Source organism: bacterium, from assembly GCA_037128595.1.
Taxonomy (GTDB): domain Bacteria; phylum Verrucomicrobiota; class Kiritimatiellia; order CAIKKV01; family CAITUY01; genus JAABPW01.
The window spans coordinates 1-23,078 of sequence record JBAXWB010000030.1 but is presented as its reverse complement, the minus strand read 5'-3'; the positions used below and the strand labels follow the sequence as shown (position 1 = coordinate 23,078).

Sequence of the window (23,078 nt, the reverse complement as noted above, 5' to 3'; positions counted from 1 at the left end):
TGGAGGGTTTTGCTCTGTCAAAACCTCTTCACGCGGCGCCGACAGAGCGGCGCCCTTCATTTGACATCGTGCGTTCCACGGCTTTAATGGCATCGATCGCGGAACTCGTGATGCCGCCGGTATAGCCGGACCCCTCGCCGATCGGGTAGAGCTTTCCCATATTCACGGACTCCCCTTTTTCATTGCGGGTAATGCGCACCGGCGAAGAAGTGCGTGTTTCGGCCGCCAGCAGGATGGCCTGCTCTGAAACAAATAATGGGTAATTCTCATGCCACTTACTGAAGGCGCACCGTAGCTCCGTTCCGACGAATTCCGGAAAAATGGCATTCAAGTCCACAGGGGTTACGCCCATCTTAAACGAATTCCGATTTAATCCGGCCGAGGCCTTACCTCCCAGGAAATCCACCAGGTTCTGTGCAGGGGCGTTCCATCCCCCGCCCCCCGCTTCAAACGCCTTCCGCTCAATGCCCCGCTGGAACTCAATCCCCGCCAGGGGATGTGCCGAGGGATAGTCATCCGTGTGGCAGCTCACCACAAGCGCCGAGTTTGAGAAGGCCGAGGCCCTGCGGGAGTAACTCATGCCGTTTAACACCAGCAGGCCAGCCTCCGAGGACGCATTGACGATTTCACCGCCGGGGCACATACAGAACGTATAGGCCCCTCGTCCGGTTTTCCGGTTGGTATGGTTGAAAGAATACGTGGCCGCCCCCGGGGCGGACGCCTCTCCGCCGGTCTCATCGTATCTGATCCGATTGATCAGCTCGGCCGGATGTTCGATCCGCACCCCGACCGATATCGGCTTCTGCTCAAGGGCCACCCCTTTTTCATGAAGCATCGTAAAGGTATCACGTGCGGAATGCCCGATCGCCAGATAGAGGTGCGAGGCGAGGTAGTCATGTTCCCCATTAATGACGACCCCCGCAACGGAGCCCTCTGACACCACCAGATCCGTCAGTCTCGAGGCGTAATGAATCTCACCGCCCCGCTCCAGGACATAGGCCCGGATGTTGCGGACGATCCGGCACAAGACATCTGTCCCCAAATGGGGCTTGCGGCTGTGCTTGATCTCTTCGGGGGCGCCAAACTTGATAAACGTATCCAACACCTTGTTGGCGTGGGCTGAATTATTGATCCGTGAAAACAGCTTTCCATCTGAATAGGAACCGGCGCCGCCTTCTCCAAACTGGATATTGGATTCAGGATCCAGCATCCTATCCCTGATAAATCCCTGAACATCCCCATCGCGCTCTTCAATCCTCTTCCCCCGCTCAAAGATCAGCGGTTTATGTCCACACGCCAGCAACTCGAGCGCGGCAAACATACCCGCCGGGCCAAAGCCGATGATCACAGGCCGTTCTCCCATGACTCTGTTTTTGCTGAATTCCAAGACGGCTCCCGTTTAAACTTTATTGACCCTGATCCGACCTGTACTATACCCGAACAAATGGCTTCTGCATTGAAATTCCGAAAAACCTACCTCGAAATCACCACCGGCTGTAACCTGGCCTGTGAGTTCTGCCCCGGGACCACACGTGCGGTTGAACACCTCCCGCTGGCCCGGGCCGAACGCTACATCGCCCTGCTGGCCCCAATCTCGGGGGTATTACACCTCCACGTCATGGGTGAACCGCTTCATCATCCTGATTTCAGTTCAATCCTCGCCCTCTGCGCCACCCACCACGCCCGGGTAAACCTCGTCACCAACGGCACCCTCCTCCCCCGCCATGCCCCCCTCCTGCTCGCTTCTCCCGCTGTCCAGCAAATCAGCATCTCACTCCACAGTCTCGATGCGACAACGGGGCAGCCCTTCGCCAGGTATATCGACCATATCATCGACTTTATTTCGACCCGCACGCCGCACCCGGTCATCAGCCTGCGCCTGTGGAATCGCGAACACAGCCTGGACTCTGAGGCCACCCTTTCGTTCCTGACCGCGCTCTGTGCCTCGGGCCTCTGCAAAGGCCCCCCTGCCGGCCTGGTCCGGATGCTGCAAGTCAAAGGGTCATTGAGAATTTCAAACTCCCTCTACATCAATACCGCGGAACGCTTTGAATGGCCGAGTCTCACGGCGCCGGATCTCGGCCCCCACGGGCGCTGCCCGGGGCTCAAGGACCAACTTGCGGTCCTCGTGGATGGCACGGTTGTCCCGTGCTGTCTGGACCATAACGGGGTGACCGCCCTGGGAAATCTGGAATCCCACACCCTTGCTGAAATCCTGGCGAGTCCAAGAGCCTGCGCCATGCGGGAGGGGTTTGCGAAGGGGCATGTCACGGAACCACTCTGCCGCCGCTGCGCCTACCGGCTCCGGTTCGAAAAAGATCGACGTTAAATCCCACACCGATTAAAGATGCGCCCTGGATCAATCATTGAAACATAGGAGCAACTCATGTCATTACCGGATTTTAAAACCAAGATCGTTGCCACCATCGGACCCGCCTCCGAATCCCCTGAGATGCTTGAACGCCTGATCCGTGCGGGCATGAATATCGCACGGCTGAACTTCTCGCACGGCGACTTTACCGGTCATGCCGACCGGATCACCCGCATCCGCGCCGCGGAACGGGCCACCGGCCGCCGCGTGGCGATCATGGCGGACCTGCCCGGGCCCAAGATGCGCGTCGGCCAGATCGCGCCGGAACCGATCCTGCTCCGCCCCGGCGCCGATTTCACGCTGACGAGCGATGACATCGTGGGTACCGCGCAGCGCGTCTCGATGAGCTTCGAGCCCCTCCCCCGCGTCGTGAAGCCGGGCAACCGGCTCTTCCTCAACGATGGCCTGATCCAGCTGATTGTCGAACGCGTGACGGGCAACGACGTCCATTGCAAGGTGTCGGTCGGCGGTGAATTGCGTTCCAAAAAAGGGCTGAACCTTCCGGGTATTGACCTGGGCATCAGTGCGTTCACGGATCATGATCGGGCCTGTCTGGAATTCGCGCTTAAACATGGCGTGGACGCCATCAGCCAGTCGTTTGTGGAAACCGCGGCGGATATTGACGCCGTGCGCGCCGCCGCCAGCGCCCTGGGCAAGCGGCCCTTCATCATTGCCAAAATCGAGCGGATGGATGCCCTGAAGAATTTCGACGAGATCCTGAAAGCCACGGACGGCATCATGGTGGCGCGGGGCGACCTGGGCGTGGAAGTGCCGATTGAGGAAATGGCCATCCTGCAGAAGGAGCTTATCGCGAAAGCCAGCCTCGCCGGCAAACCGGTCATCACCGCCACCCAGATGCTGGAATCCATGGTGTCCAGCCGCCTGCCCACCCGTGCCGAAGCCACCGACGTGGCCAACGCCATTCTGGACGGCACCGACTGCATCATGCTCTCCGGTGAGTCGGCCATGGGCAAGTATCCGGAAGAATCGGTAGCAATGCTGGCCGCGATTGCCACCTACACGGAGACCCATCGCCCGACCGCCCGGCACGACGATCTCAAGGCCATGTCCCGCCTGCTCCCCTCAACCACGGCGGCCGAAGCGCTGGCGGCGGTCGTGGAACACGCCATGGAGACCGTGCCCTGTGCGGGCGTCTTCGTCCTCACCCGGACCGGCAGAACCGCACGGACCCTCTCGCGGTTCAATCCGACGGTGTGGATTGCCGCCCTGAGCCAGGAGGCGGAGGTCTGCCAGGGGTTGGTTTTCTCCTACGGCGTGTACCCGGTTCAGCTGGACGTGATCCCCGGGAACTGGAACCACTTTGCCCGGCAGTGCCTCCGTGAAAACAAGATTCCCGGGCATCTGGCCATGCTGGTCGCAGGTCCCTCCACGCTCACCTCGGGCGACAACCACCGCATTGAGTTCCTGGATGTGTCCGGTCCCTGAGCGGGACGCCATTCACAGCCCCGGTTCGCGCGGAATAAGGCCGCCATCACTCAACGGGGCCCTGTCTCGCTGCGCCTTTAACCGCACTAGCAGCGACTCCTGGTCACGTTTGAGTTTCTCTGTAAATGCAGAGGCGCGTTGTTTTTGCTGGTAACTTTCTTTCGATTGTTCGGTGAGATAGCGAGGTCCTCTAATGTCCCCTTCCTGCAGGGAAGTCGCCCAGGCTGAAAGTTGCCGGGAGACGGAGGTTGATAAAGATTTCAAATCTGAGATTTGAGATTTCAGATGGTTGAAATAGGGAAGATGATCAATCACATGGCAAATGGACCGGACTTCGCCCGCAGACCCCTTGGCGTAATAGAGAAACGTGATCAGCTCAGGGGTGGTACCCCGCTCAAACCCCTCGGCGATATTGTTAGGCACTGACAGGGCGGCTCGCTGAATCTGGTTGGCAATATCGCCTTTAAAACGGAAATCCTTGTCATCCGTCAGCCTGAATACCTGCGCGGTCAGCTCAATCCCTGCCTGCCAGACCGGCACCTCTTCGAAATTTTTATATCTCACGCTCCTCCTCTTTCATTTGAGATCTCGGATTTGACAGATTAAATAGTATTAGTTATTTACTATCAATGATTAAATCTATATCACCCTTTCCCCTATCTCAAGTCTGAAATCTCATATCTCATATCGCCTCAGCGTATCCGCAGGCGTACCCGTACTATTTTCTTTTGCCTCACCCGATAAATTTGATATAATTGAACACTTATATGTCATGGTTACGAAATAGCATAAGGCATTAATATCCATCGCCTTACGCCAATATCCACAAATTGAAAAACTTAATTATATTTTTGCATTGAATTTCAGGGTTTGGGCTTGCGGTATTCTAACACCCCTTGATAGGTTGCCTGAACAACCGCTAACTATTAGGATAAGGAATAACCAATGTACGGAATCGCTTTATTAATTCTGCTTCACCTAATTCCTGCCAATGTGTCGTCATTTCAACTTATTACGCCCTTTGAAGGAACCGCCACACTCACTAGGCAAGACGCACTGAGTTGGAACGCCAAGGGACAAGGGATGTATGACAACGCCTTTCTAAAAGTTGACGGGGCAAAGATTATAACAAAAGACAAAGACGGGGAGGGCGAAGTCACGCCTAATGACTGTTGGGGGCTGAAGTCAGACACAAAATGGGACAGTCTCACGGTACTAAAAGTTGATGAGGACAAATTTACAATTACCAAAGGGGCAACTAGTATTACTGTTGAATATCAGGAAGGAAAGGAACATCCTGAAAAATTAATAGCAAGTTGGACTAATTCGAAGAAATAGCCACAATTGTGATTAATGAGCCCCATTAGCCTTCGGTCAATACCCCTTCACCCCTGTTCAACTATCCAACTAGCCTTACTACGGTCTTGACCGATGTAATGGTATATTTAGCCTGAACTCCCCCGCCTTCACATATGTCTCCCTTTTCATCTTTTCTCATTTTACGTCATATAATATGCATTTCTGTTTATATGTCTTGGTGACGAAATTCTGAAAATTTACTTTGTTTATTGGGTGATCATCGGTATAACTGAACGTTTATGGAACCACGAAATTCATTCACATTTGAGTTGTCTGAGATCCAGCAGGCCGCCCTGATTATGCTCCTTGAAGGGGGTAATTTTAAGCGGGCCACCGTCCCCTATTCCATTATCGCCGTGGACGGGGACCATTGCCGGATTGTGCTCTATACGTCTGGCAAAGTGTGCGTCCAGGGCAAGGGTGCCCAGGATTTCGTCACCTTTACCCTCGAACCCTTTGTATTGATGACCGCCCAGGTCGGCTATGAGGATGTGCTCAACCCTGAGGCCCTCGCCCCGCATATCGGTGTGGATGAAAGCGGAAAAGGCGATTTCTTCGGCCCCATGGTCATTGCCAGCGCCTATACCGACCAACCGATCATTGAGAAAATGCGCGAGCTCGGCGTCAAGGACAGCAAGAAAATCTCCACCGACAAGCGTATCCTGGAGTTGGCCCGTGAAATCCGCAAACTGCTCGGGGATCGCTTTACGCTGATCCATATCGGACCGGGCAAATACAACCAACTTTATGCCAAAATGCGCAGCGTCAATGCCATGCTGGCCTGGGGCCATGCCCGCGCCATCGAAAACATGCTGGAAAAAATCCCCACCTGCCCGCGCGCGATCTCGGATCAGTTCGGCAGCAAGGAAGTGGTCCTGCGCGCCCTGATGAACAAGGGTAAAAAAATCGAACTGGTTCAGATGCACCGGGCGGAAGCGGATCTGGCCGTCGCCGCCGCCTCCATCCTGGCCCGGGAGGCCTTTGTGCTGGGCATTCAACGCCTCGGCGAACAATACGGGGTCAAACTCCCGAAAGGGGCCTCTGATCTGGTGCAAGTGGCTGCGGTGGAGCTGATTAAGAAACATTCCCCAAAAGTGCTATTGGATACGGCCAAGTGCCATTTCAAAACGACCGACAGCGTGCTGGCCCGGGTGAATGAAACCCGCGCCGTGCTCGGGGCCGATGGCGCGGCGCAATCCAAACCCTACAACCGGTTTCAAAAGAAGAAGTCAGAATCCAGGAGTCAGAATCCAGAATGACAAGCCCCGCCTCCAAGCCCTCGTTCCCCCTCCTCTATGTCGCCCGACTGGAAACCTCCGGCCGGCTTGCCGAACTTTACGATGATTACTCGGTCGAGGGCGGGGATGATCAATGTACCGCCTGGTTTGATGCCGACCGGGATCTGGCCATTATCGAATATTTCTGCGCCACCCAAGCCGAAGCCGCTCATCGCCTGGACGCCATGACCGCGTTTCTTCAATCTCACAAGGGCCAGGATCCCCTGACCTGCTCGATTCGCGAGCTCCCCGTAGAAGACTGGGCGGAGGCCTGGAAGAAATTTTTCCATACCGAAAAAGTCTCGGACCGGATCTGGATCAAACCCTCCTGGGAGCCCTGTCCCGCGCCTCCGGGCGATATCGTGGTTGAAATCGATCCCGGCATGAGCTTCGGCACCGGCCAGCACGGCACCACCCGCGGCTGTCTGGAAATGATCGACCAACTGGCCGCCACCCATCCCGGGGCGACGTTCGCCGATCTGGGGTGCGGATCGGGCATCCTGACCATTGCCGCCGCCAAACTGGCCTACACCCGGCTGACCGCCCTGGACAATGATCCGCTGGCCGTCCGCATCGCCCGGGAAAACGCCGAACTGAACGGAGTGGCCGATCAGATCCGGTTTATGACGGGGGACGTGGCCGAGGCGGGGCTGGAAGGCGCCTGCGACATCGTGGTGGCCAATATTCTCGCCCCGGTACTGATTGCCAACGCCGCAGTCCTCGTCTCCTTTTTAGCCCCCGCCCCGGGGTCCCGCATCATTCTGTCAGGCATTCTCAATCCCCAGGCCGCAGATGTCCAGGCCGCCTTCGAAACTCAACACATGACACTTGTAGAACACATTCAACGGGGCGAATGGACCACCCTAAGCATGAAACGAACTCCCCCCGTTTAACGCTCAACTTTCAACTCGTAACTCTTAACTCGCAACTCTTCACTCCCCATGACCCGCGCACCTGTCACACATAAAATCCTGGTTAACTGGGCGGGCTTGCGCGTCTTTCAGGAAGCCAAGGCGCTGACGGAGCGTGGCCTGGTCCAGGATGTGGCCTATGAAGAGCCGTTCGTCACCGGCACGGTCCTGTGGAGCAACCGCCCCTTGAAGACCTCGGTACGCATCCTGCAGGATGGCTCGGCCGAAAATCACTGCCCCTGCCGTGACAGCAAGGAGCGGGGCATCATCTGCGCCCATGTGGTGGCGTTGTGCCTGGAACTGATCCGGCGCTCCAATAACCCTGAACTTGAGGCCAAGCGGCTGGAGGAACTCCGCCGCGCAGAGCGCATTGCACGGTTCAATGAGGCGGCTTATGTCAAACGCACCCGCAATGGGACCGCGGGCAGTATGGACGCGCATATCCGGCTGACCCTCAAGAGCGGCTGGCGTCGCGAGGTGCTGAACCATCGGATCCCGATCCGGTGCGATGCCCTGATCGGCGAGCAGGTCATTCCTCTCAGCGACATTCCCGCGGCCACGAGTCTTGGCCTCAACCAGAAGGATGAGTCGGTGCTCTTCGTGCTCGAGGACATCTGCGAAGGTCCGGCCAAAAGCGAGATTGATCTCAGACCCCAGGATTTCGTTTCCCTGTTGCAACTCCTGCAAGGCCTCCAGATTGAAGAGGAACAGAATCCCTTGCCGATCACGGTGGCCGCCACGAAACTGACCTCCTTCCTGCATCTCGATCTCGATCATGATAACGGGGAGCTGATCCTGATGCTTCACACGGAGATTCCCTTCCGCCAGGCCACCGAAATCCCCCTGTATGTGGTGGCGGGCCGGCATGGCTGGGTCTTCGGGGCCAACCATTTCTGGCCGTTGGAACAGGTCCTGCCAGACCCCATCCGCTCCATTTATGTGGAACCGGTCATCATTCCCCGCACCTCCGTCCCCCGCTTCATGCAGGCGGAGTTACCGATGTTATCGGGCTTCATGAGGGTGGAAAGCGACCTGTCGCTGGATCTCTTTCCCATTGAGCCAGCCCAGCCGAAATTCCGCTTCGTCATCAAGGGAAGCCCGGCCTCTCTCGCCGGCACCCTCTATGCCGAATATAACGGTTACAAACTGGTGTCCGTCAAAAAAGATCCCCAGGGGCATTTTGCCATTCCCGATCCGAACGACTTTCTGCGCTATCTGGTCCGGAACCTGGAGGCCGAACGAAAGGCCACCGAGTTCCTGGCCCCCTACGGCTTTGTGGGGGAAGTCGGCGACGCCTTCACCCCCGTGGTCGGGTGCCGGGAAGTCTTGAACTTCCTCGGCAGTCATGTCCCTGCCCTCCGCCGTAAAGGCTGGAAGGTCGAACTGGAGGGCCGGGTCGGCGGCTTCATGGAAGAGGCCGAATTTGCCACGCCGGTCGTGCATATTAATTACAAGGATGAACAGTCCGGCTGGTTTGAGGTCGGGTTTGATTTTGAAGACGGCACCGGCAATCGCCTGACCTCCGCCGAAATTCAGCGCGCCCTGCGCAAGGGCGACTCCTTTGTCGACCACAGTGGCCGGACCATCATGCTGGATGCCGAGGCGATCGAGGGCATGATCGAGGTCTTCCGGGATTGCTCCAGTGGCGAAAGCTCCCAGCCGGGCGTCTTCCGCATGCCGTCTGTTTACGCCTCGTATGTGAAAAACTCACTGGACGCCCTCGATGGGGTCGACGTGGAGGCCCCGCTGGCCTGGCGGAATCAGGCGGAACGGCAATCCCAGGGCATCGCCTATGAACCTGCCGAGATCCCGCCCGGTCTGGATGCCATTCTCCGCCCGTACCAGAAGGAGGGGGTCAGCTGGCTGCGCTTCCTCGAGACCAACACCTTTGGGGGGATTCTGGCCGATGAAATGGGCTTGGGCAAAACCCTCCAGACCCTGGTCTGGCTTCAGATGGAACGCTATCATCCGGCCGTCCGCGGCAAGCCCTGCCTGATTGTGTGCCCCACCAGCCTCGTGGGCAACTGGGCGGAAGAAGCCCAGCGCTTTGTCCCCTCCCTGAAGGTGCTCACCCTGTCCGGCAGCGACCGGCATGCCAAATGGGCGGAACTCCCGCGCGCCAATCTGGTGGTCACCTCCTATGCCTTGCTCCGCCGTGATTCAGAGCATTATCTGGAACATGAATTCGGGGTGCTGGTGCTGGATGAAGCCCAGCACATCAAAAACCGGTCCACGCAAAACGCCATTGTGGCCAAGGAGATGAAGGCTTTCCATAAGGTGGTGCTCACCGGAACGCCCATCGAGAACAGCGTGTCGGATTTGTGGTCCATCATGGATTTCCTGATGCCGCATTACCTGGGCAGTCATGACAGTTTCCGGCATAACTGCGAACTGCCGATTGCCGGGGGCGGACCGGAGGGAGAGGCCGCCCAGGCCCGGCTCCGCCGCAAGCTCCAGCCCTTTCTCATGCGCCGCCTGAAAGTCGACGTGGCCAAGGATCTGCCCCCACGCATTGAGCGCATCGCCTCTTGTACGCTCAGTGCCGACCAGAAGGCCGTCTACAAGCAGTTGATTGACAGCTCACGCAACAAGCTGACTGATCTGGTGGCCAAACAGGGCTTCCAGAAATCGCGAATGGAAGTGCTCAAGACCCTGCTGCGCTTGCGCCAGGTCTGCTGCCACCTCGACCTGCTCAAAATGGAGGGGCTCAAGGTCGAGGCCCCGTCGGCCAAAATGGATCTATTCTTCGAATTGTTGGATGAGGCGCTGGATGGCGGACACCGCGTGTTGGTCTTCAGCCAGTTCGTTTCCATGCTCACCATTCTGCGCGCCCAGATGGATCATAAGCAAATCCCCTATTGCTACCTGGATGGCGCCACCAAAGACCGCATGAGCGTGGTGCACAAGTTCAATACCGACCATAAGATCCCGGTATTCCTGATCAGTCTGAAGGCCGGTGGCGTGGGACTGAACCTGACCGGAGCCGACATGGTGATCCATTTCGACCCCTGGTGGAATCCCGCTGTGGAAAACCAGGCCACTGATCGGGCCCATCGTATCGGCCAGAAACGCACCGTTTATAGCGTTAAGCTGATTACCAAGGGCACTGTCGAAGAAAAGGTGCTCGAATTACAGCGCCGGAAAAAAGCCATTATCGATGCCACCCTGGCCACCGGTGAAACCGCCTTCACCTCCATGACCTGGACCGATATCCAGGATCTCCTGACCCTGTAATTTTTATCTTAATCGTAATCTTAATCATAATCTCTATTGATTAACGCTCATAGCCAGTACAGCGCAGATTGATTAAGATTAGGATTAAGATTACGATTACGAAACAAAGGAACTTATGAGCACAACAACAGGACCCACTCTCGTCTGGTTTGACACCGAGTATTCAACTTTGGAACTGGAGCAGGCGCACCTGCTGCAAGTCGCCATGGTCATCACCGATATGCAGGGGCGGCGGATCGCCGCGCCGGAACAGGATCTTGTCACGGCCGTCCGGCTCCCCCCGGGAACACCGGTCAGCGATTTTGTCGCCAAAGAATGCCCGGAGATTGTCGCCCAGGCCCGCTCAGAAACCGCCCCTACCGTAGCGGACGTTGACCGGCTCCTGGCCGCCACGATTGACGCCCTGGTGGGCCCCATGGCGGCAAAGCTCAAAGACCGCCCCATTCTGGCAGGTAATACCATCCATGCGGACTGGTGGTTCGCCCAGCGCGTTCTGCCTCAATTCCTGTCGCGGCTTCATTACCGGATTCTTGACGTCAGCTCCCTTAAAATCCTCTGGTTGGACGCCAAACTCGGCCCGGAGTTCGCGAAGGAAAACATTGATCTAATGCAGGACTATCTGCCCGGCTGGACCCTGCCCAAGCAGGCCAAACGCCACGATGCCCTCTATGACGTCATGTGCTCCATTGCCGAACTGAATTTCTACCGACAAAATTTTTTGAAACCAGAAAGAAAGAATTAACCACCCGCTTCGCTAGAGGTCACAGAGGCACAGAGAAGAAAACGCAAATGTGGCGTTTATTCCGGCCATGCGTGTACACATGGCCAAAATAAACGCCACGGTTTCTTGAAGGAATTAGTAGAGAGGGAGGAGTTATCCAAAACCTCCTCTTTCTCTTTGTATTGCTCCAAGGAACCGTGGCGGGATTTTTCATTCTGGTAGTCCAGAATTAAAAATCCCGCCACATTTTCTTCGTATTCTCTGTGTCTCTGTGACCTCTAGCGAAGCGGGTGGTAAAACCTCTTTGAATGCGGATAAGTATTCGAATATGAAAATGATTACTGACCTTAAAACGATCAAGCGGTTGGGGAAACTCAGGCAGGAGGAAAATGACGATTTCCGAATGTATGTCAGGGAGCTCCCCTTCTCCATCAAAGCCATTGATCAGGCCGTTGAAAAGGCCTACGGGGAGGTTTCCCGGAAAGTGGACTGCACCGATTGCGCCAATTGCTGCCGCAAACTCAATCCCACCGTGACGATGGCCGATGCCAAACGGCTAGCCCGTCATCTCGGCCTGACCTTGACGGCATTCACCTCCCGTTACCTCAGCACCCTGGTACAGAATAAAAAGCAAGTTCTGATCTTCCAAAAACGGCCGTGTCCCTTTCTCAAAAAGAACCACTGCTCGGTCTATGAGGTCCGGCCCCGCGATTGCCGGTCCTACCCGCATCTTCACCGGCGTGGCTTCGTTTTCAGGGTCCGCCAATCCGTTGAAAACTACGATTGCTGTCCAATCGTGTTCAACACCTACGAAGCCCTCAAAAACACCCTCGCCCGCCGCATCCGTCCTGCGGCGCAATGAAATCACTGGGGTCAAGTCCGACTTGACAGATCACCGCCTGCGAGCCAAAGATACTGGTACGTAAAATTCAACAGGAGATTTCCCCATGAAAGCTATTATAGATGCCACCACGTGTATTGGATGTGGGCTTTGCGCCACCGTCTGTCCCGAGGTTTTTGAAATGGATGGCGACATCGCCATCGTGAAAGGGACGAGTGTTCCGATTGAAGCCGCCTCCTCCTGCCGGGAAGCCGCCGAATCGTGTCCGGTGACGGCCATCACGATTCAGGAATAGCCCCCACCCCCTTAAAATGGAAACCGGAGTGAGCTCAACCCAACTCGATACCGCCCCCCCGCGCCCCCCTCCCGCAGGCAGGGACACTCCTACCCTCCTTGACCTGAGCCACACCGTCTCCGGTACCCCTGTTCCACCCCGCGAGATCGCCCCTTACCAGATCCTCAGCGAGATCGGGCGGGGCGGGATGAGCACGGTCTTCCTAGCCAAAGATATCAAACTCGGACGCTTCGTCGCCATCAAGCGACTCAGTCCAGCCTTCCTGACCGATGGCTCCATGCGTGACCGCTTCCTCCGTGAGGCGCAGCTGATCGCCTCCCTCAATCACATCTACATTGTCAAACTGTACGATTTCGACATCACCCGCCCCGATCCCCAGATTGTCATGGAATACGTGGCCGGTCCGGGCAAACCGCCCGCCCCCGACTGGCCGCCCCTCTCCCTTAATCTGGAGCAGAAACTGGAACAGAACGAAGCCCCCCTCTCCCTGCGCGTCTCCGTCATCCTCGTCAAAAAGCTCTGCACCGCCATCGAATATGCCCATCGCCGCGGCGTCATTCACCGCGACCTTAAACCCTCCAATGTCCTCCTCGATGACCACGGCGAACCCCGCATCGTGGATTTCGGCATCGCCCGCCAGACGACCTCCGAGGCCGCCAAACTGACAATGACCAGTACCCGCATGCTCTCCCTCGGCTACTCGGCCCCCGAGCAGGAAACCAATCCGGCCATCGCGGACGAACGGTCCGATGTCTACAGCCTCGGCGGTATCCTGTATTTCTGCCTGACGGGCGAAAACCCCCGTTTCTTCCGGGACAGCCGGGTGCCGGATTGCCTGCGTCCCATTATCCTGAAGGCGATGGAGCAGGATCCCGCCCAACGCTGGCCCTCTGCCAAGGACTTTGCCGACGTCCTGGCCCAGTCGGCGGGCGATTTCCTGTCGCCCCTCACCGATCCCGGCATGTGGCGCTGCAAATGGTGCAACGCCCTTAACCCGGTGGACAGCCGGTATTGCACCCACTGCAACTGGGATGGCCTGGAAAGTTGCCCGGAATGCGCCGGCGAAAGCCGGGTAGGCGTCCGTTTCTGCGGCCAATGCTCCACCGACATCAAGGCCTTCGAGGATATGCGGGCCCTGATCAGCCGGTTACGCGACTACCGGCGCCAGAAGGATTTCGCGCGTATCCAGGACGCCGTGGAGGCGGCCAACCGGTTCCAGCCCCGAGGCGCCAAAGGCAAGGAATTACTAAAAGAAATCCTTGAATTAGGTGAAACCGCCACCTGGGCGCTCAAACGCAAGGATGAATTGACCCAGGCCATCACCACAAGTCTCGACCAGCAGAATTACGAAGAAGTACGAGAACGCCTTAATGAATACGGCGTACTCGATGATGGGCCCGAATACAGGGACCTGCGCGGCGAACTCCCTTGGCGTATCGCCGAGCGCAAGATTATCGCGCTCAGAACGGAGCTGGAGCAGACCCGGCAGATGATCATTGAGAAACAGCCCGGCCAGGCGCGGACCCAGCTCACGGATATTGAAAACCGGCTCCTCTCCCTCGGCCAATTGGAATCCCAGTTTCCCTCACTCAAAGGGGCACTGATCCACGACAGCCGTCAACCGGACGTTGAACCGGGCTCCTACGCCAAGGCCGTCACCGCCCTCGCCTCCGATATCAGCCAATTGAAATCGGAACTGGACCGCATTCGCCAATCCATCGAACGCCTCGTCCAGTCGGCCACACTGGCACTGCAAGCTCAGGACTATGACGGATGCCTTAAAATCTGTGCAGAACTGAATGGGCTCTCCACAGACCCGTCACCCGCCGATGCCCTGGCGGAAAAAGCCAAACGCCAGAACGAACAGATGGACAGGCTTCTGACACGAGCTGAAGATGCCCTGAGAAAGGGTGACTTGAAATCGGCCGAACGCACCACTCGGGACGTACTCGACCGGTTCAAACAGGACTCACTCCCCGCACGCCGCCTCCTCGGCCAGATCCGGAAGGACCAGCGGCACCGCACGGCCAGGGTATGGGCGATCGGCACCGCGGTCGCCGCCACCCTCTATGTGTTCAGCATCGGCCCCGTATTCCACTTGATGCTGAGCGGCCCCCCTGCGTCAGTCACCACCCGGGACACGCTGCGCACCATTTATCAGCCCGTTTACTGGCTGCAGGCCCACACGTTATTTAAAGTCCCTTTGGAGCAATACGCCAACCACTGGGATCCCACCATTTTCGAGACACGGTAGCCATCACCCGTCTTTTTTCTCCTGTCCCCAAATGGCTTCTTTGGCCCCCAGAGCTACATGCACCGGGTTGAAACAGAGCGAAATATTATTACCCATAATAATAACCACTACAATGCTTTTATTATCCATAGTATAAACCTTTTCAATTGCATTGGATACGGTATTGCGATATATTTACGCCAATTAAAGGAGGCCTACGATGTATCGTTATGCCATGGAATACCTGAAAGAATGGAAGACAAGGAGCAATCGAAAGCCTCTTATCATTCGCGGCGCACGCCAGGTCGGCAAGTCTCATCTGGTCAGGGACTTTGCAAAACTTGAATTTAAGACGTTCGTCGAAGTCAATCTCGATGAAGACCTGCGCGTTGTCCCATACTTTGACAAGCCAGATCCAATGGAAACTCTGCGTCTGCTCGAACTCCACTTTGAAACAACACTTGAGCCGGAAAACACCCTTCTGTTCATTGATGAAATTCAAGCAGCCCCCCATCTGCTCGCAAAGTTTCGATATTTCTACGAGAAACTCCCCGCCCTTCACGTCATCGCCGCTGGTTCACTCCTGGATTTCACTCTGGAACAGCATGACTTCTCCATGCCGGTGGGCAGAATTGAATATCTGCATCTCGGCCCGATGAGTTTCTCCGAATTTCTCCTCGCCACAGGACATGAACAGTCCTGCGCCTTTATCAAAGGATTCAAAATCGGAGACGACATCCCGGAACCCTTACACAACAAATTTTCCGATTTGCTGGTCTCCTATATCGTGGTGGGAGGAATGCCCGAGAGCGTAAGCGCTTTTGCACAACGCCAATCATATCGGGAATGCGACTTTATCAAGAACACCATCCTCGCCACCTACAAGGATGATTTCAGCAAATACGGCGAGAGGGTCAATCTACAACACCTCCTCACGGTCTATGAAGCACTCCCGAACCTTGTCGGACGAAAGGTCAAGTATGTAAACATCTCCCGGGACATCCGGGCCAGGGACCTGTCTCGCGCCCTGCAGATGCTGGCGTTGGCCCGGGTATGCCACCTGGTATATCATTCTTCATGCAATGGCATTCCGCTGGGGGCCGAGACCGATAGAAATACGTTCAAACCTCTTTTTCTTGATGTCGGCCTGTTACTGAGCGCGTGCGGACTGTCCATGACCGACATCAAAAGCGCGGCGGCGCTCATGATGGTGAACTCGGGGCAGATCTGCGAACAGTTTGTCGGGCAGCAGCTTCTGTATAGACAGGAGTTGTACAAGCAGCCGGAACTTCACTACTGGCTGCGTGAAAAACCTTCATCCAATGCCGAGGTGGATTATGTGATTGCCCTTGGATCTCAAATCATTCCCGTTGAAGTGAAAGCCGGGAAGACTGGTAACCTTCGCTCCCTCCATCAATTCACTATTGAAAAAGGCCTCCATTTCGCGATCAAGATCTGCTCGGAAAGGCCTTCGCTGGTTAAGGCTCTCGGCAAAATGCCGGACGGGAGAACTTACAACAGTCAGATCCTTAATCTCCCCTTCTATCTCATTGAGAAACTTGACTATGCTAATGTTGATTTCCTTAAACCCCTGTGTTTGCCGACATCCGAGAGTTGATCTTCTTCCACTGCCGCGTCCGATTGCTCTCGACTAGGGCCGCCAATATTTTCATCTCGTCATAGCCGGTCTTGAAATCCGGACGGGAAACAGGCGACACCAGCGGATCGCCTTTAACGGCATTGTAGAAATCCCTGAAGAGATTCACTTCCGCATCGTGATACCCCAGCGGATGCCCGCCCGGCAGTGTCGCGTACCGCGCGATACTTTTGTCCAGCAAGGCTGGCGCTTCGGTCAGGATCTCGTTGGGCTTTTCCCGGTGGCCAATCCACAGTTCCGTCGAATGTTTATGGTTCCAGGCCATGGAACATTCGCTGCCATAAATCTGGAACTCCGTGTCCGATTTGCGGCCGGCACAGGCCTCACAGGTGGAAAACGAACCCGGTGCCCCATTCGAAAGACGGAACAAGGTGGCCGAGTAGTCTTCCAATTCGACGTTAACTTCTTCAGTTGCCGAATCAGCCGCCTGGGCAAAGGCCAACACCTGTTTGCGGGGCTTTTGCCGCTTGGGAATGATCGAGGCGAAATCGGCCATTACCTGTTCCACGGAAAGTCCGGTAACGAACTGGACCAGATCAAACCAATGACTGCCCAGATCGGCCGTGATGTTCGAGTCCCCGCTTTCAGAGCGTTCCAGACGCCAGGAATAATCGATCGCACGGGAGAGCCAGTCCTGATAATAGGAGCCGCTGACCATCCGCACGGTCCCCAGGTCACCACGCCTCACCCTGACCGCCATTTCCTGAACCACGGGATAGTAGCGGTAACAGAAATTGACGCCATTCACCAACCCCTTCTTCTCCGCGAGCTCCACCAATTCCGCCGCTTCAGAGAGGTTCATGGCCAACGGTTTCTCCGACAGCACATGCTTACCCCGTTCCAATGCCAGCTTATTGATGGGGTAATGGAACTTGTTCGGCGTGCAATTATGGATGACGTCGATCCCGGCGTCATTCAAGATACTCTCGGGGTTATCATAGGCATTAGGAATGTCGTATTTCCGGGCAGCCTGCCGGGCCAATTCCAGATTAATGTCGCAGACCGACTTGATCCGGACCCCTTCCACCCGGCGCAGGGCCTCCAGATGGATCGGGCCGATATAACCGGTTCCAATCACCCCGACGTTAATCATTTCCGGCCTCTTTTCCCAAGCAGGGACTGCATAATCAGCAGGTCCAACCCTTCATAATCCCGCTCTGCAATTAAGGCCTCGATCTGCTTCTCGTCCAGTGAGCGCGACACCTCAAGCAGATTCATGAAGATCTCCCGGCTATTGGACAGATGGCTGACGGCGGGAACTTTCTGGGTTCGCATCGCCTTGACATCCAGACCGACCCACTCGCCGTTATTCCCGAACCCATGGCGGTCGAGGATACGAACCTGATTGAAGGCGCGGCGTAAATCGACCGACCCAAAGGTCTTGTCCTGGTCAAACTTCAAGCCGTTCTGGTCGTTCAGGTGAACGCTCCACAACTTCTTATGTGCCAGCGCATAGCCCATTTCATCGGAAGGATCGAGCCCGGCCAGGATGGCGTGGGCACTCTCAATCAGGCAACCGACCCGGGCGGGATCATTCGTTAGCAACCCAAGTCCGATCGCATGGCCAATGGTCGGGATATAGGTATGATCCATGGGCTCATTGGGCTTCGACTCGATCATCACGCGAATGGTCTTATCATAGTCGAGCATTTTCTGAACCGCCTCGGCAATGCGCAAGGCGGAGGTGACGGAATCCTTGGATTCCCGGATGTAGGTTCCTTCCCGGGCGAGCCAGAGGACGATGTTCTTCGTGCCTAGGGCCCGGGCGATATCAATTGTGCGCAGGGATCGGTCGAGGGCAAACTGGCGCTCTGCGGCACTGTTGGAGGTGTATCCCCCATCCGTTGTCCGCGCATCCTCCCATAACCGGGGGGCGACAAACTCGGGTACAAGACCATGCTGGTCGAGCAGCGTCTTGACTTTGCCTGCCTCGGTGATGATGGCGGCAGGCGTCAGCTCGTTCATGTTTGGCACTACATCGTCATCGTGGAATTGAACCCCGTCAAACCCGAGTTTCTTATAGTAGTCCAGTTTTTTGGCAAACGGCAAACTGCCGCGCACCTGCGGGCCAAACGGATCCGCGCCTTCATGAATGTTCCACGGCCCGAACGAAAATCTGAAAGTTCCCTGCATAAAACCCACCCTTTCTGTTTGTTTTTAGAAATTAAAGAGCCTGAGTTGCTCTCTTTATTGCTTCGTATTTCGCTGTAACTTGTTCGTCAGTCCAATCCGGATCGACGGACACATATACCGTCCGGCGCAGTATGTCCAACGTGCGCGGACAGGCCGTATCGCTATAATCAGCCCTTAACCCTATGTTCTTGGGGAAAAAGAATGGATTCATATCCGGGTGGTGGGAACTGCGTTTTTCACGCAATGGGCCCCAATTGGTGTAAACGTGCTTATGATGATCGATCAGCACCAGCCCCCCCACCCCTAGCGCAGAGGCAAAGGTACGAGCCATCGCCTCATCCTTGAACTGGAGGGTCAACATCACCCCACAATCACCTTCCTGGTCATTGCTAGGAGCCACCGTCACCTTGTTCTGGAGCTCCACAGCACCGACGAGCGCCTTACGGTTCCGGCGCAGGTCAGCAATGATCCCATCCATACGTTCCAGCTGCACACGCGCAATGGCCCCCATAACCTCATCCGCACGATATTGTTGGGCCACAAAAATTGGTTCGCTCAGTTCTCCCGCTTTCGGGCGGAACACCGCGCCGGAATCATGATAGATCAAGGCGCGTTCATAAACACGCCGGTCATTCGTCACCAAGCATCCGCCTTCACCACCGGCCGAAATAATTTTGAAAAAGTTAAAACTATAGACCCCGGCATCTCCCCATGTCCCTGTCCGCCGCCCCTTATAGGAACCGCCATCCATCTGGCAGGAATCTTCAATCACTTTAATCCCTCGCTTCCGGGCAATTGCCAGGATGGCCTCCAAATTAGCAGGTCGACCACTCATGTGGACGGGAATGACCGCCTTGACATGAGGCCCTATCTTTCGCTCAAAGTCGGCGGGATCGAGCCCCAGGGTTTCATCCACTTCTGCCAGCACCGGAATAGCGCCAACCGTCAGTACCGAAGTGGCAGTCGCCAACCAGGTATACGCGGGCACAATCACCTCGTCACCCGGCCCAATGCCAAGTCCCGCCAAGGCGCACACCAAACCCGCCGTACCGCCACCACTCATGAGCAGGGCATAGGGGACACCCATTTTCGCAGCCCACTCCTGTTCAAAACGCTGAACTTCCTGCAAATGGCCCGCAGTGACGTCCCCAACCCGGAACCACTGTTTGGATAAAATAACCTTAGACACCTCATCAATTTCTTTTTGTCCAGCACGATACATAATTGATCTCCTATAGTTGAATGCCATTGTCCTCCGCATAGCCAATATTGACAATAGACAGGAATTGCGAATACTAAACATTTATCGCGATTTACTGGAGTTCCCTTTATGAATAATGAGTTATTTGATGCCCCTTCCCTGGCTGTCATCCTGAATCAAACAAACTGGCGGATAGTTAGTTCATTATTCGACGAAGAAGTGGACTTCGTCCACCAGCCTACTCACCTGAAATGGCTGCGTAACCATACTGAGAGCCACCCCGCCCGTGAGATTCTATTCAGCTTGAAAGGGAATGGGGTCTATGGCTACAAAGGCAAAATCTATCCCTGCCAGCCTGGCTCGGTTTTTCTTTTCAACTCCTACGAATCGCATGACAATTATTATCCAGCCTCCTGCCCGGAAATGCTCCATTTGTGGCTATCGCTTTTTGAACATGACGTGGTCGCGAAAATCCTGTTAACCCGGGAGGGGAAAATACACAACCTGGTGAGTTCACTCGTTCTCAGCGGAGATCCTGCCGCCTGCCTCTTGACCAGCACATGGGATAAACTGGCGAACGCCACTTCACACGCGACAGTCCGGCGCGCGCAATTGCTTGCCGCTCTCGCATCTTTGCTCTTACGTATCGTTGAATACGGGTATGAAAACAGTGACGGCCATGCTGAATCAAATTTCCAAAGTCAGGTCATCAAGACGATTCGCCATCACGTTGCGAAAACGGCGGGGCGCGATGTCCCGCTCTCCGAAGCCGCGCGTTTAGCTGGCTACAGCAAGCACCACTTCCTGAAATTGTTTAAACGTGAAACCGGCCAGACTTTCCACAAGTATGTAAATGACTGTCGACTTCAGAAAGTAACCGCCATGCTTCAGGAACGGCGCACAAAAACCGAGATATCAGAAGCGCTCGGGTTTACCCATCTCTCAACGTTTCTCCGCTGGATGAAAGCGCAGAAAAACATCTAGAAGTTTTGGCATGAATGCTTATCCTCAGTGAATCAGGCTTGGCCGTCCTGTTTAATCATAATCTCAAAACCCATGGTGACCCGTCCCCGGGCGGAGATCCAACGGTATGTCGGAACCCCATGCATCTTCCCTCGCTCTAACGCCTTCCTGAAGCCATCCGGAAAGGGTGTATTGGTAAATTCCATCCCCCGTGTCAATGTCTTCCCCTCCCATGGGGGATAGGTCTTCGCAAAATTTTCTTCCCAGTTCCCCACCCACGGGAAATCGTCGCGCTTCCACCGATACGTCACCATCAAGCCAAGTTCGGGATTACACGCACTGAACCAAGCTTTCTCCTCCGCAGGATCCATGAGTTGGGTGGAGAAATCCGCATTTCTCTTCCTGGCGCGATCCATGACCCGCAAATCCACCAGTTTGCCATCCACCCCAGGGCCCATCGGCCAGGTAAAGGCCGTGTCCGATTTCAAGCGGGGCGGCTTGTCAAAATAACCGGGATAGGTATGCCCCCGGGTCGCCGACATATCGAACCGCGTCACCCCTTTCTTCAGGAATGGTGGCCCGAACGTGACATGTTCGCACAGGGTAAAAGGTTGGTCACGACGAGACCGGTTGATCAGGACCTCACGCACCGCGACGCGGGTTTGTCCTTTGGCCATTCGGATTGTCCGCCTCAACCGCATCAGGAAGACCGGCAGGTCACATTCAATCACCAGGGAAAGCCCGGTTCGGGTCACAGATTTTCGAATGACACGCCAGCGTGCCACCGTGGCTTCGCCATGCGCTCCCAACCCTTGACGCTCTTCCTCCGGGGACGCTGAACCGAACCACCCCACACAAACATTGTGTCCGGCGATGGTGGCCAGCATCTTGTTCCCAAACCGTTTCGTATCGCGCTTCCTGTAACCCCAGGGGTCTATCCCCTTCCAAATGGGTTCCCAGAACGGATTCACCCGGAGTCCATTCTTGACGATCAGGGAAGCCAGATGGCCGCCCCCTTGAAGGATCACCAGTTGAAGTGTGTCATTATCCAATTCCCAACCCCGGCGGCCCTTGAAGATGATATTACGTATCTGCATGGCAGGCGTCCCCTGTTCAGGCTTTGCAAGTGAAACAAAGGTCGCCCAACACTTCCACCAGACGGTTGTCCTGGGGGAAGCCGGCGCCGCGATGCTGGATAAAACACTCCCCGAATTCGCAACCGATCAAACAACCCTGCTCGCGTGACCAGTTCTGCATCACCTTCAAGTAGGAGTCCCACCCCAGCGCCGCCAGCCATTCACGCTGTGATTCGTGGCAGGCCAGCATTTTCTCCTTCATGCCCACGACCGAGGTGATATCAACACCTAGACTCATCGGTAGCGGGCGCCCGAAAATATCTTTGAGACCGATGGCATTCCAGTAATAGAGGTGCGGGGCACGGGCCGTGGGGGGCGCCGCAGTCCCGCAATCATAAAGTGGAACAGGCGCGATATAGGCCGCGTTCCGGACCAGCCGTGAAGTCAGCTCATGATCCGCCATGTAATCCGTTGGCGGTAGCGTGAAAACAATCTCGGGATCGACTTCGCGCATGATCTTCGTGGCCGCCCGGCGATAGAAGGCGTTGTACTCAACCTCCAGATCGCAACCACCGGCATAATGATATTTCCCGTTCAACACCTTGGCGGCGGCCGCCGCCTCCCCCAGGCGCTTCGCTTTGATCGCCTCGCGGGAAAGCGTCGGGGAACCGACCTCACCCCCTGTCATGGTGGCCAGATGAACTTCATAGCCCCGCTCCGCCAATAGCGCCAGCGTACCGGCGGCCATGAATTCAATGTCATCCGGATGACAACCAAATGCCAAAACTTTTTTCATCACGCCACCTTCCTTGACTGAAGTATCCGTTTGATCGCCCACTCAATTCCGGTAGCTATCCGAAAGAACCCCAAATCGGTTGGATGAACACCATCAACGGAACATTCCCAAAAATCCTTGCCAAGCAGGCACGACCCATCCAAAAAGTAAATATGCCGATCTCCTGCTTTCTGAAGCCTGGCAACAAGTTTCCGCTGCATGGTCTTGCATTGTTCACGATCCTGCGCGCCGTTATGAACGGCCGGTTTGACTTCCATATTCTTGTCATATTTCGCGATATTCATCATAGTGCCACACAGGCCACTGACCAAGCCGCCATCGGCGGGGTCTTCAAGAGTTTGTCACCTCCACTTTTTACCAAAGTAAGATGCTCCTTTCTTCCTTCCGGAACAAGCCAGCGCGCCGTTATCGCAGCACCAGCGCCACGCAGACGTAGTTCCAGCGAGAGGGAAGCATCGATACAGGCATTTAGCAAGAAAACGCTGACGAGATGGCCCTGCGCATTAACACGGGGAACGACCATCACCGGGGCAGTGGTCTGGATAAGCACAGGCAGTTTGCCTC

22 protein-coding genes are annotated in these 23,078 nt (G+C 55.8%); 12 read left to right on the top strand and 10 right to left on the bottom strand.

Annotated features, from left to right (window positions below):
* Positions 1 to 28 precede the first annotated feature (28 nt).
* Complete coding sequence (locus WCS52_16025) at positions 29 to 1,363, bottom strand: dehydrogenase (protein MEI6168690.1); 1,335 nt, start codon at positions 1,361 to 1,363, stop codon at positions 29 to 31.
* 93 nt (positions 1,364 to 1,456) lie between these two features.
* Here WCS52_16025 and WCS52_16020 point away from each other — a divergent pair, with 93 nt between their 5' ends.
* Both WCS52_16020 and pyk read left to right on the top strand, forming a co-directional pair.
* Positions 1,457 to 2,329: a radical SAM/SPASM domain-containing protein gene (locus WCS52_16020; GenBank protein MEI6168689.1), complete on the top strand. Its 873-nt coding sequence runs from the start codon at positions 1,457 to 1,459 to the stop codon at positions 2,327 to 2,329.
* 57 nt (positions 2,330 to 2,386) lie between these two features.
* Positions 2,387 to 3,817 (top strand): pyruvate kinase, encoded by a 1,431-nt coding sequence (gene pyk, locus WCS52_16015; protein MEI6168688.1) that lies wholly within the window; start codon positions 2,387 to 2,389, stop codon positions 3,815 to 3,817.
* 12 nt (positions 3,818 to 3,829) lie between these two features.
* On the opposite strand, the gene WCS52_16010 is transcribed toward pyk, so the two are convergent.
* Complete coding sequence (locus WCS52_16010) at positions 3,830 to 4,381, bottom strand: four helix bundle protein (protein ID MEI6168687.1); 552 nt, start codon at positions 4,379 to 4,381, stop codon at positions 3,830 to 3,832.
* Positions 4,382 to 4,762: 381 nt separating this feature from the next.
* Here WCS52_16010 and WCS52_16005 point away from each other — a divergent pair, with 381 nt between their 5' ends.
* The 8 genes from WCS52_16005 to WCS52_15970 all read left to right on the top strand — a co-directional run bounded on the left by WCS52_16005 (position 4,763) and on the right by WCS52_15970 (position 14,709).
* On the top strand, positions 4,763 to 5,155 hold the full coding sequence (locus WCS52_16005) for a hypothetical protein (GenBank protein ID MEI6168686.1): 393 nt from the start codon (positions 4,763 to 4,765) through the stop codon (positions 5,153 to 5,155).
* Positions 5,156 to 5,415: 260 nt separating this feature from the next.
* Positions 5,416 to 6,435: a ribonuclease HIII gene (gene rnhC, locus WCS52_16000; protein ID MEI6168685.1), complete on the top strand. Its 1,020-nt coding sequence runs from the start codon at positions 5,416 to 5,418 to the stop codon at positions 6,433 to 6,435.
* Positions 6,432 to 7,346 (top strand): 50S ribosomal protein L11 methyltransferase, encoded by a 915-nt coding sequence (gene prmA, locus WCS52_15995; GenBank protein MEI6168684.1) that lies wholly within the window; start codon positions 6,432 to 6,434, stop codon positions 7,344 to 7,346. The genes rnhC and prmA overlap by 4 nt, the downstream gene beginning before the upstream one ends.
* A 48-nt stretch (positions 7,347 to 7,394) precedes the next feature.
* Positions 7,395 to 10,598 carry an SNF2-related protein gene (locus WCS52_15990; GenBank protein MEI6168683.1) on the top strand — a complete coding sequence of 1,068 codons (3,204 nt, stop codon included), beginning with the start codon at positions 7,395 to 7,397 and terminating at the stop codon, positions 10,596 to 10,598.
* 115 nt (positions 10,599 to 10,713) lie between these two features.
* Positions 10,714 to 11,340 (top strand): exonuclease domain-containing protein, encoded by a 627-nt coding sequence (locus tag WCS52_15985; GenBank protein MEI6168682.1) that lies wholly within the window; start codon positions 10,714 to 10,716, stop codon positions 11,338 to 11,340.
* A 307-nt stretch (positions 11,341 to 11,647) separates the two neighbouring features.
* Positions 11,648 to 12,181 carry a YkgJ family cysteine cluster protein gene (locus WCS52_15980; protein ID MEI6168681.1) on the top strand — a complete coding sequence of 178 codons (534 nt, stop codon included), beginning with the start codon at positions 11,648 to 11,650 and terminating at the stop codon, positions 12,179 to 12,181.
* A gap of 85 nt (positions 12,182 to 12,266) precedes the next feature.
* A complete protein-coding gene (locus WCS52_15975) occupies positions 12,267 to 12,455 on the top strand; it encodes a ferredoxin (protein ID MEI6168680.1) in 189 nt (62 codons plus the stop codon).
* Positions 12,456 to 12,483: 28 nt separating this feature from the next.
* The gene (locus WCS52_15970) at positions 12,484 to 14,709 is read left to right on the top strand and encodes a protein kinase (protein ID MEI6168679.1); all 2,226 of its coding nucleotides are present in this window, start codon (positions 12,484 to 12,486) and stop codon (positions 14,707 to 14,709) included.
* Positions 14,710 to 14,712: 3 nt separating this feature from the next.
* On the opposite strand, the gene WCS52_15965 is transcribed toward WCS52_15970, so the two are convergent.
* Positions 14,713 to 14,838 carry a hypothetical protein gene (locus tag WCS52_15965; protein ID MEI6168678.1) on the bottom strand — a complete coding sequence of 42 codons (126 nt, stop codon included), beginning with the start codon at positions 14,836 to 14,838 and terminating at the stop codon, positions 14,713 to 14,715.
* Positions 14,839 to 14,908: 70 nt separating this feature from the next.
* Here WCS52_15965 and WCS52_15960 point away from each other — a divergent pair, with 70 nt between their 5' ends.
* Positions 14,909 to 16,306 carry an AAA family ATPase gene (locus tag WCS52_15960; protein ID MEI6168677.1) on the top strand — a complete coding sequence of 466 codons (1,398 nt, stop codon included), beginning with the start codon at positions 14,909 to 14,911 and terminating at the stop codon, positions 16,304 to 16,306.
* Here the strand turns inward: WCS52_15960 and WCS52_15955 are convergent.
* The 3 genes from WCS52_15955 to WCS52_15945 are packed head-to-tail and all read right to left on the bottom strand — an operon-like array spanning position 16,272 to position 19,700.
* Positions 16,272 to 17,438, bottom strand: a complete 1,167-nt coding sequence (locus tag WCS52_15955) for a Gfo/Idh/MocA family oxidoreductase (GenBank protein ID MEI6168676.1) — start codon at positions 17,436 to 17,438, stop codon at positions 16,272 to 16,274. The genes WCS52_15960 and WCS52_15955 overlap by 35 nt on opposite strands.
* A complete protein-coding gene (locus tag WCS52_15950; GenBank protein MEI6168675.1) occupies positions 17,435 to 18,478 on the bottom strand; it encodes a TIM barrel protein in 1,044 nt (347 codons plus the stop codon). The genes WCS52_15955 and WCS52_15950 overlap by 4 nt, the downstream gene beginning before the upstream one ends.
* A gap of 31 nt (positions 18,479 to 18,509) precedes the next feature.
* On the bottom strand, positions 18,510 to 19,700 hold the full coding sequence (locus tag WCS52_15945) for an aminotransferase class I/II-fold pyridoxal phosphate-dependent enzyme (protein ID MEI6168674.1): 1,191 nt from the start codon (positions 19,698 to 19,700) through the stop codon (positions 18,510 to 18,512).
* Between the two features lie 108 nt (positions 19,701 to 19,808).
* On the opposite strand from WCS52_15945, the gene WCS52_15940 reads away from it, so the two are divergent.
* A complete protein-coding gene (locus tag WCS52_15940; protein ID MEI6168673.1) occupies positions 19,809 to 20,663 on the top strand; it encodes an AraC family transcriptional regulator in 855 nt (284 codons plus the stop codon).
* A 32-nt stretch (positions 20,664 to 20,695) separates the two neighbouring features.
* On the opposite strand, the gene WCS52_15935 is transcribed toward WCS52_15940, so the two are convergent.
* From WCS52_15935 to WCS52_15920, 4 genes are all read right to left on the bottom strand, one after another.
* Entirely contained in the window at positions 20,696 to 21,739 is a 1,044-nt protein-coding gene (locus tag WCS52_15935; GenBank protein ID MEI6168672.1) for a hypothetical protein, read from the bottom strand.
* 16 nt (positions 21,740 to 21,755) lie between these two features.
* Positions 21,756 to 22,514 carry a PIG-L deacetylase family protein gene (locus tag WCS52_15930; GenBank protein ID MEI6168671.1) on the bottom strand — a complete coding sequence of 253 codons (759 nt, stop codon included), beginning with the start codon at positions 22,512 to 22,514 and terminating at the stop codon, positions 21,756 to 21,758.
* Positions 22,514 to 22,714, bottom strand: a complete 201-nt coding sequence (locus tag WCS52_15925; GenBank protein ID MEI6168670.1) for a hypothetical protein — start codon at positions 22,712 to 22,714, stop codon at positions 22,514 to 22,516. Before WCS52_15925 ends, WCS52_15930 begins: the two co-directional genes overlap by 1 nt.
* 83 nt (positions 22,715 to 22,797) lie before the next feature.
* A partial coding sequence (locus WCS52_15920) for a hypothetical protein (GenBank protein ID MEI6168669.1) occupies positions 22,798 to 23,078 on the bottom strand: 281 nt, incomplete at its 5' end.

Coding starts and splice junctions, on each gene's coding strand:
- WCS52_16025 (MEI6168690.1), bottom strand. CDS start 1,363: ATGGGAGAACGGCCTGTGATCATCGGCTTTGGCCCGGCGGGTATGTTT.
- pyk (MEI6168688.1), top strand. CDS start 2,387: ATGTCATTACCGGATTTTAAAACCAAGATCGTTGCCACCATCGGACCC.
- WCS52_16005 (MEI6168686.1), top strand. CDS start 4,763: ATGTACGGAATCGCTTTATTAATTCTGCTTCACCTAATTCCTGCCAAT.
- rnhC (MEI6168685.1), top strand. CDS start 5,416: ATGGAACCACGAAATTCATTCACATTTGAGTTGTCTGAGATCCAGCAG.
- prmA (MEI6168684.1), top strand. CDS start 6,432: ATGACAAGCCCCGCCTCCAAGCCCTCGTTCCCCCTCCTCTATGTCGCC.
- WCS52_15990 (MEI6168683.1), top strand. CDS start 7,395: ATGACCCGCGCACCTGTCACACATAAAATCCTGGTTAACTGGGCGGGC.
- WCS52_15985 (MEI6168682.1), top strand. CDS start 10,714: ATGAGCACAACAACAGGACCCACTCTCGTCTGGTTTGACACCGAGTAT.
- WCS52_15980 (MEI6168681.1), top strand. CDS start 11,648: ATGAAAATGATTACTGACCTTAAAACGATCAAGCGGTTGGGGAAACTC.
- WCS52_15975 (MEI6168680.1), top strand. CDS start 12,267: ATGAAAGCTATTATAGATGCCACCACGTGTATTGGATGTGGGCTTTGC.
- WCS52_15965 (MEI6168678.1), bottom strand. CDS start 14,838: ATGGATAATAAAAGCATTGTAGTGGTTATTATTATGGGTAATAATATT.
- WCS52_15960 (MEI6168677.1), top strand. CDS start 14,909: ATGTATCGTTATGCCATGGAATACCTGAAAGAATGGAAGACAAGGAGC.
- WCS52_15955 (MEI6168676.1), bottom strand. CDS start 17,438: ATGATTAACGTCGGGGTGATTGGAACCGGTTATATCGGCCCGATCCAT.
- WCS52_15950 (MEI6168675.1), bottom strand. CDS start 18,478: ATGCAGGGAACTTTCAGATTTTCGTTCGGGCCGTGGAACATTCATGAA.
- WCS52_15945 (MEI6168674.1), bottom strand. CDS start 19,700: ATGTATCGTGCTGGACAAAAAGAAATTGATGAGGTGTCTAAGGTTATT.
- WCS52_15940 (MEI6168673.1), top strand. CDS start 19,809: ATGAATAATGAGTTATTTGATGCCCCTTCCCTGGCTGTCATCCTGAAT.
- WCS52_15935 (MEI6168672.1), bottom strand. CDS start 21,739: ATGCAGATACGTAATATCATCTTCAAGGGCCGCCGGGGTTGGGAATTG.
- WCS52_15930 (MEI6168671.1), bottom strand. CDS start 22,514: ATGAAAAAAGTTTTGGCATTTGGTTGTCATCCGGATGACATTGAATTC.
- WCS52_15925 (MEI6168670.1), bottom strand. CDS start 22,714: ATGCAGCGGAAACTTGTTGCCAGGCTTCAGAAAGCAGGAGATCGGCAT.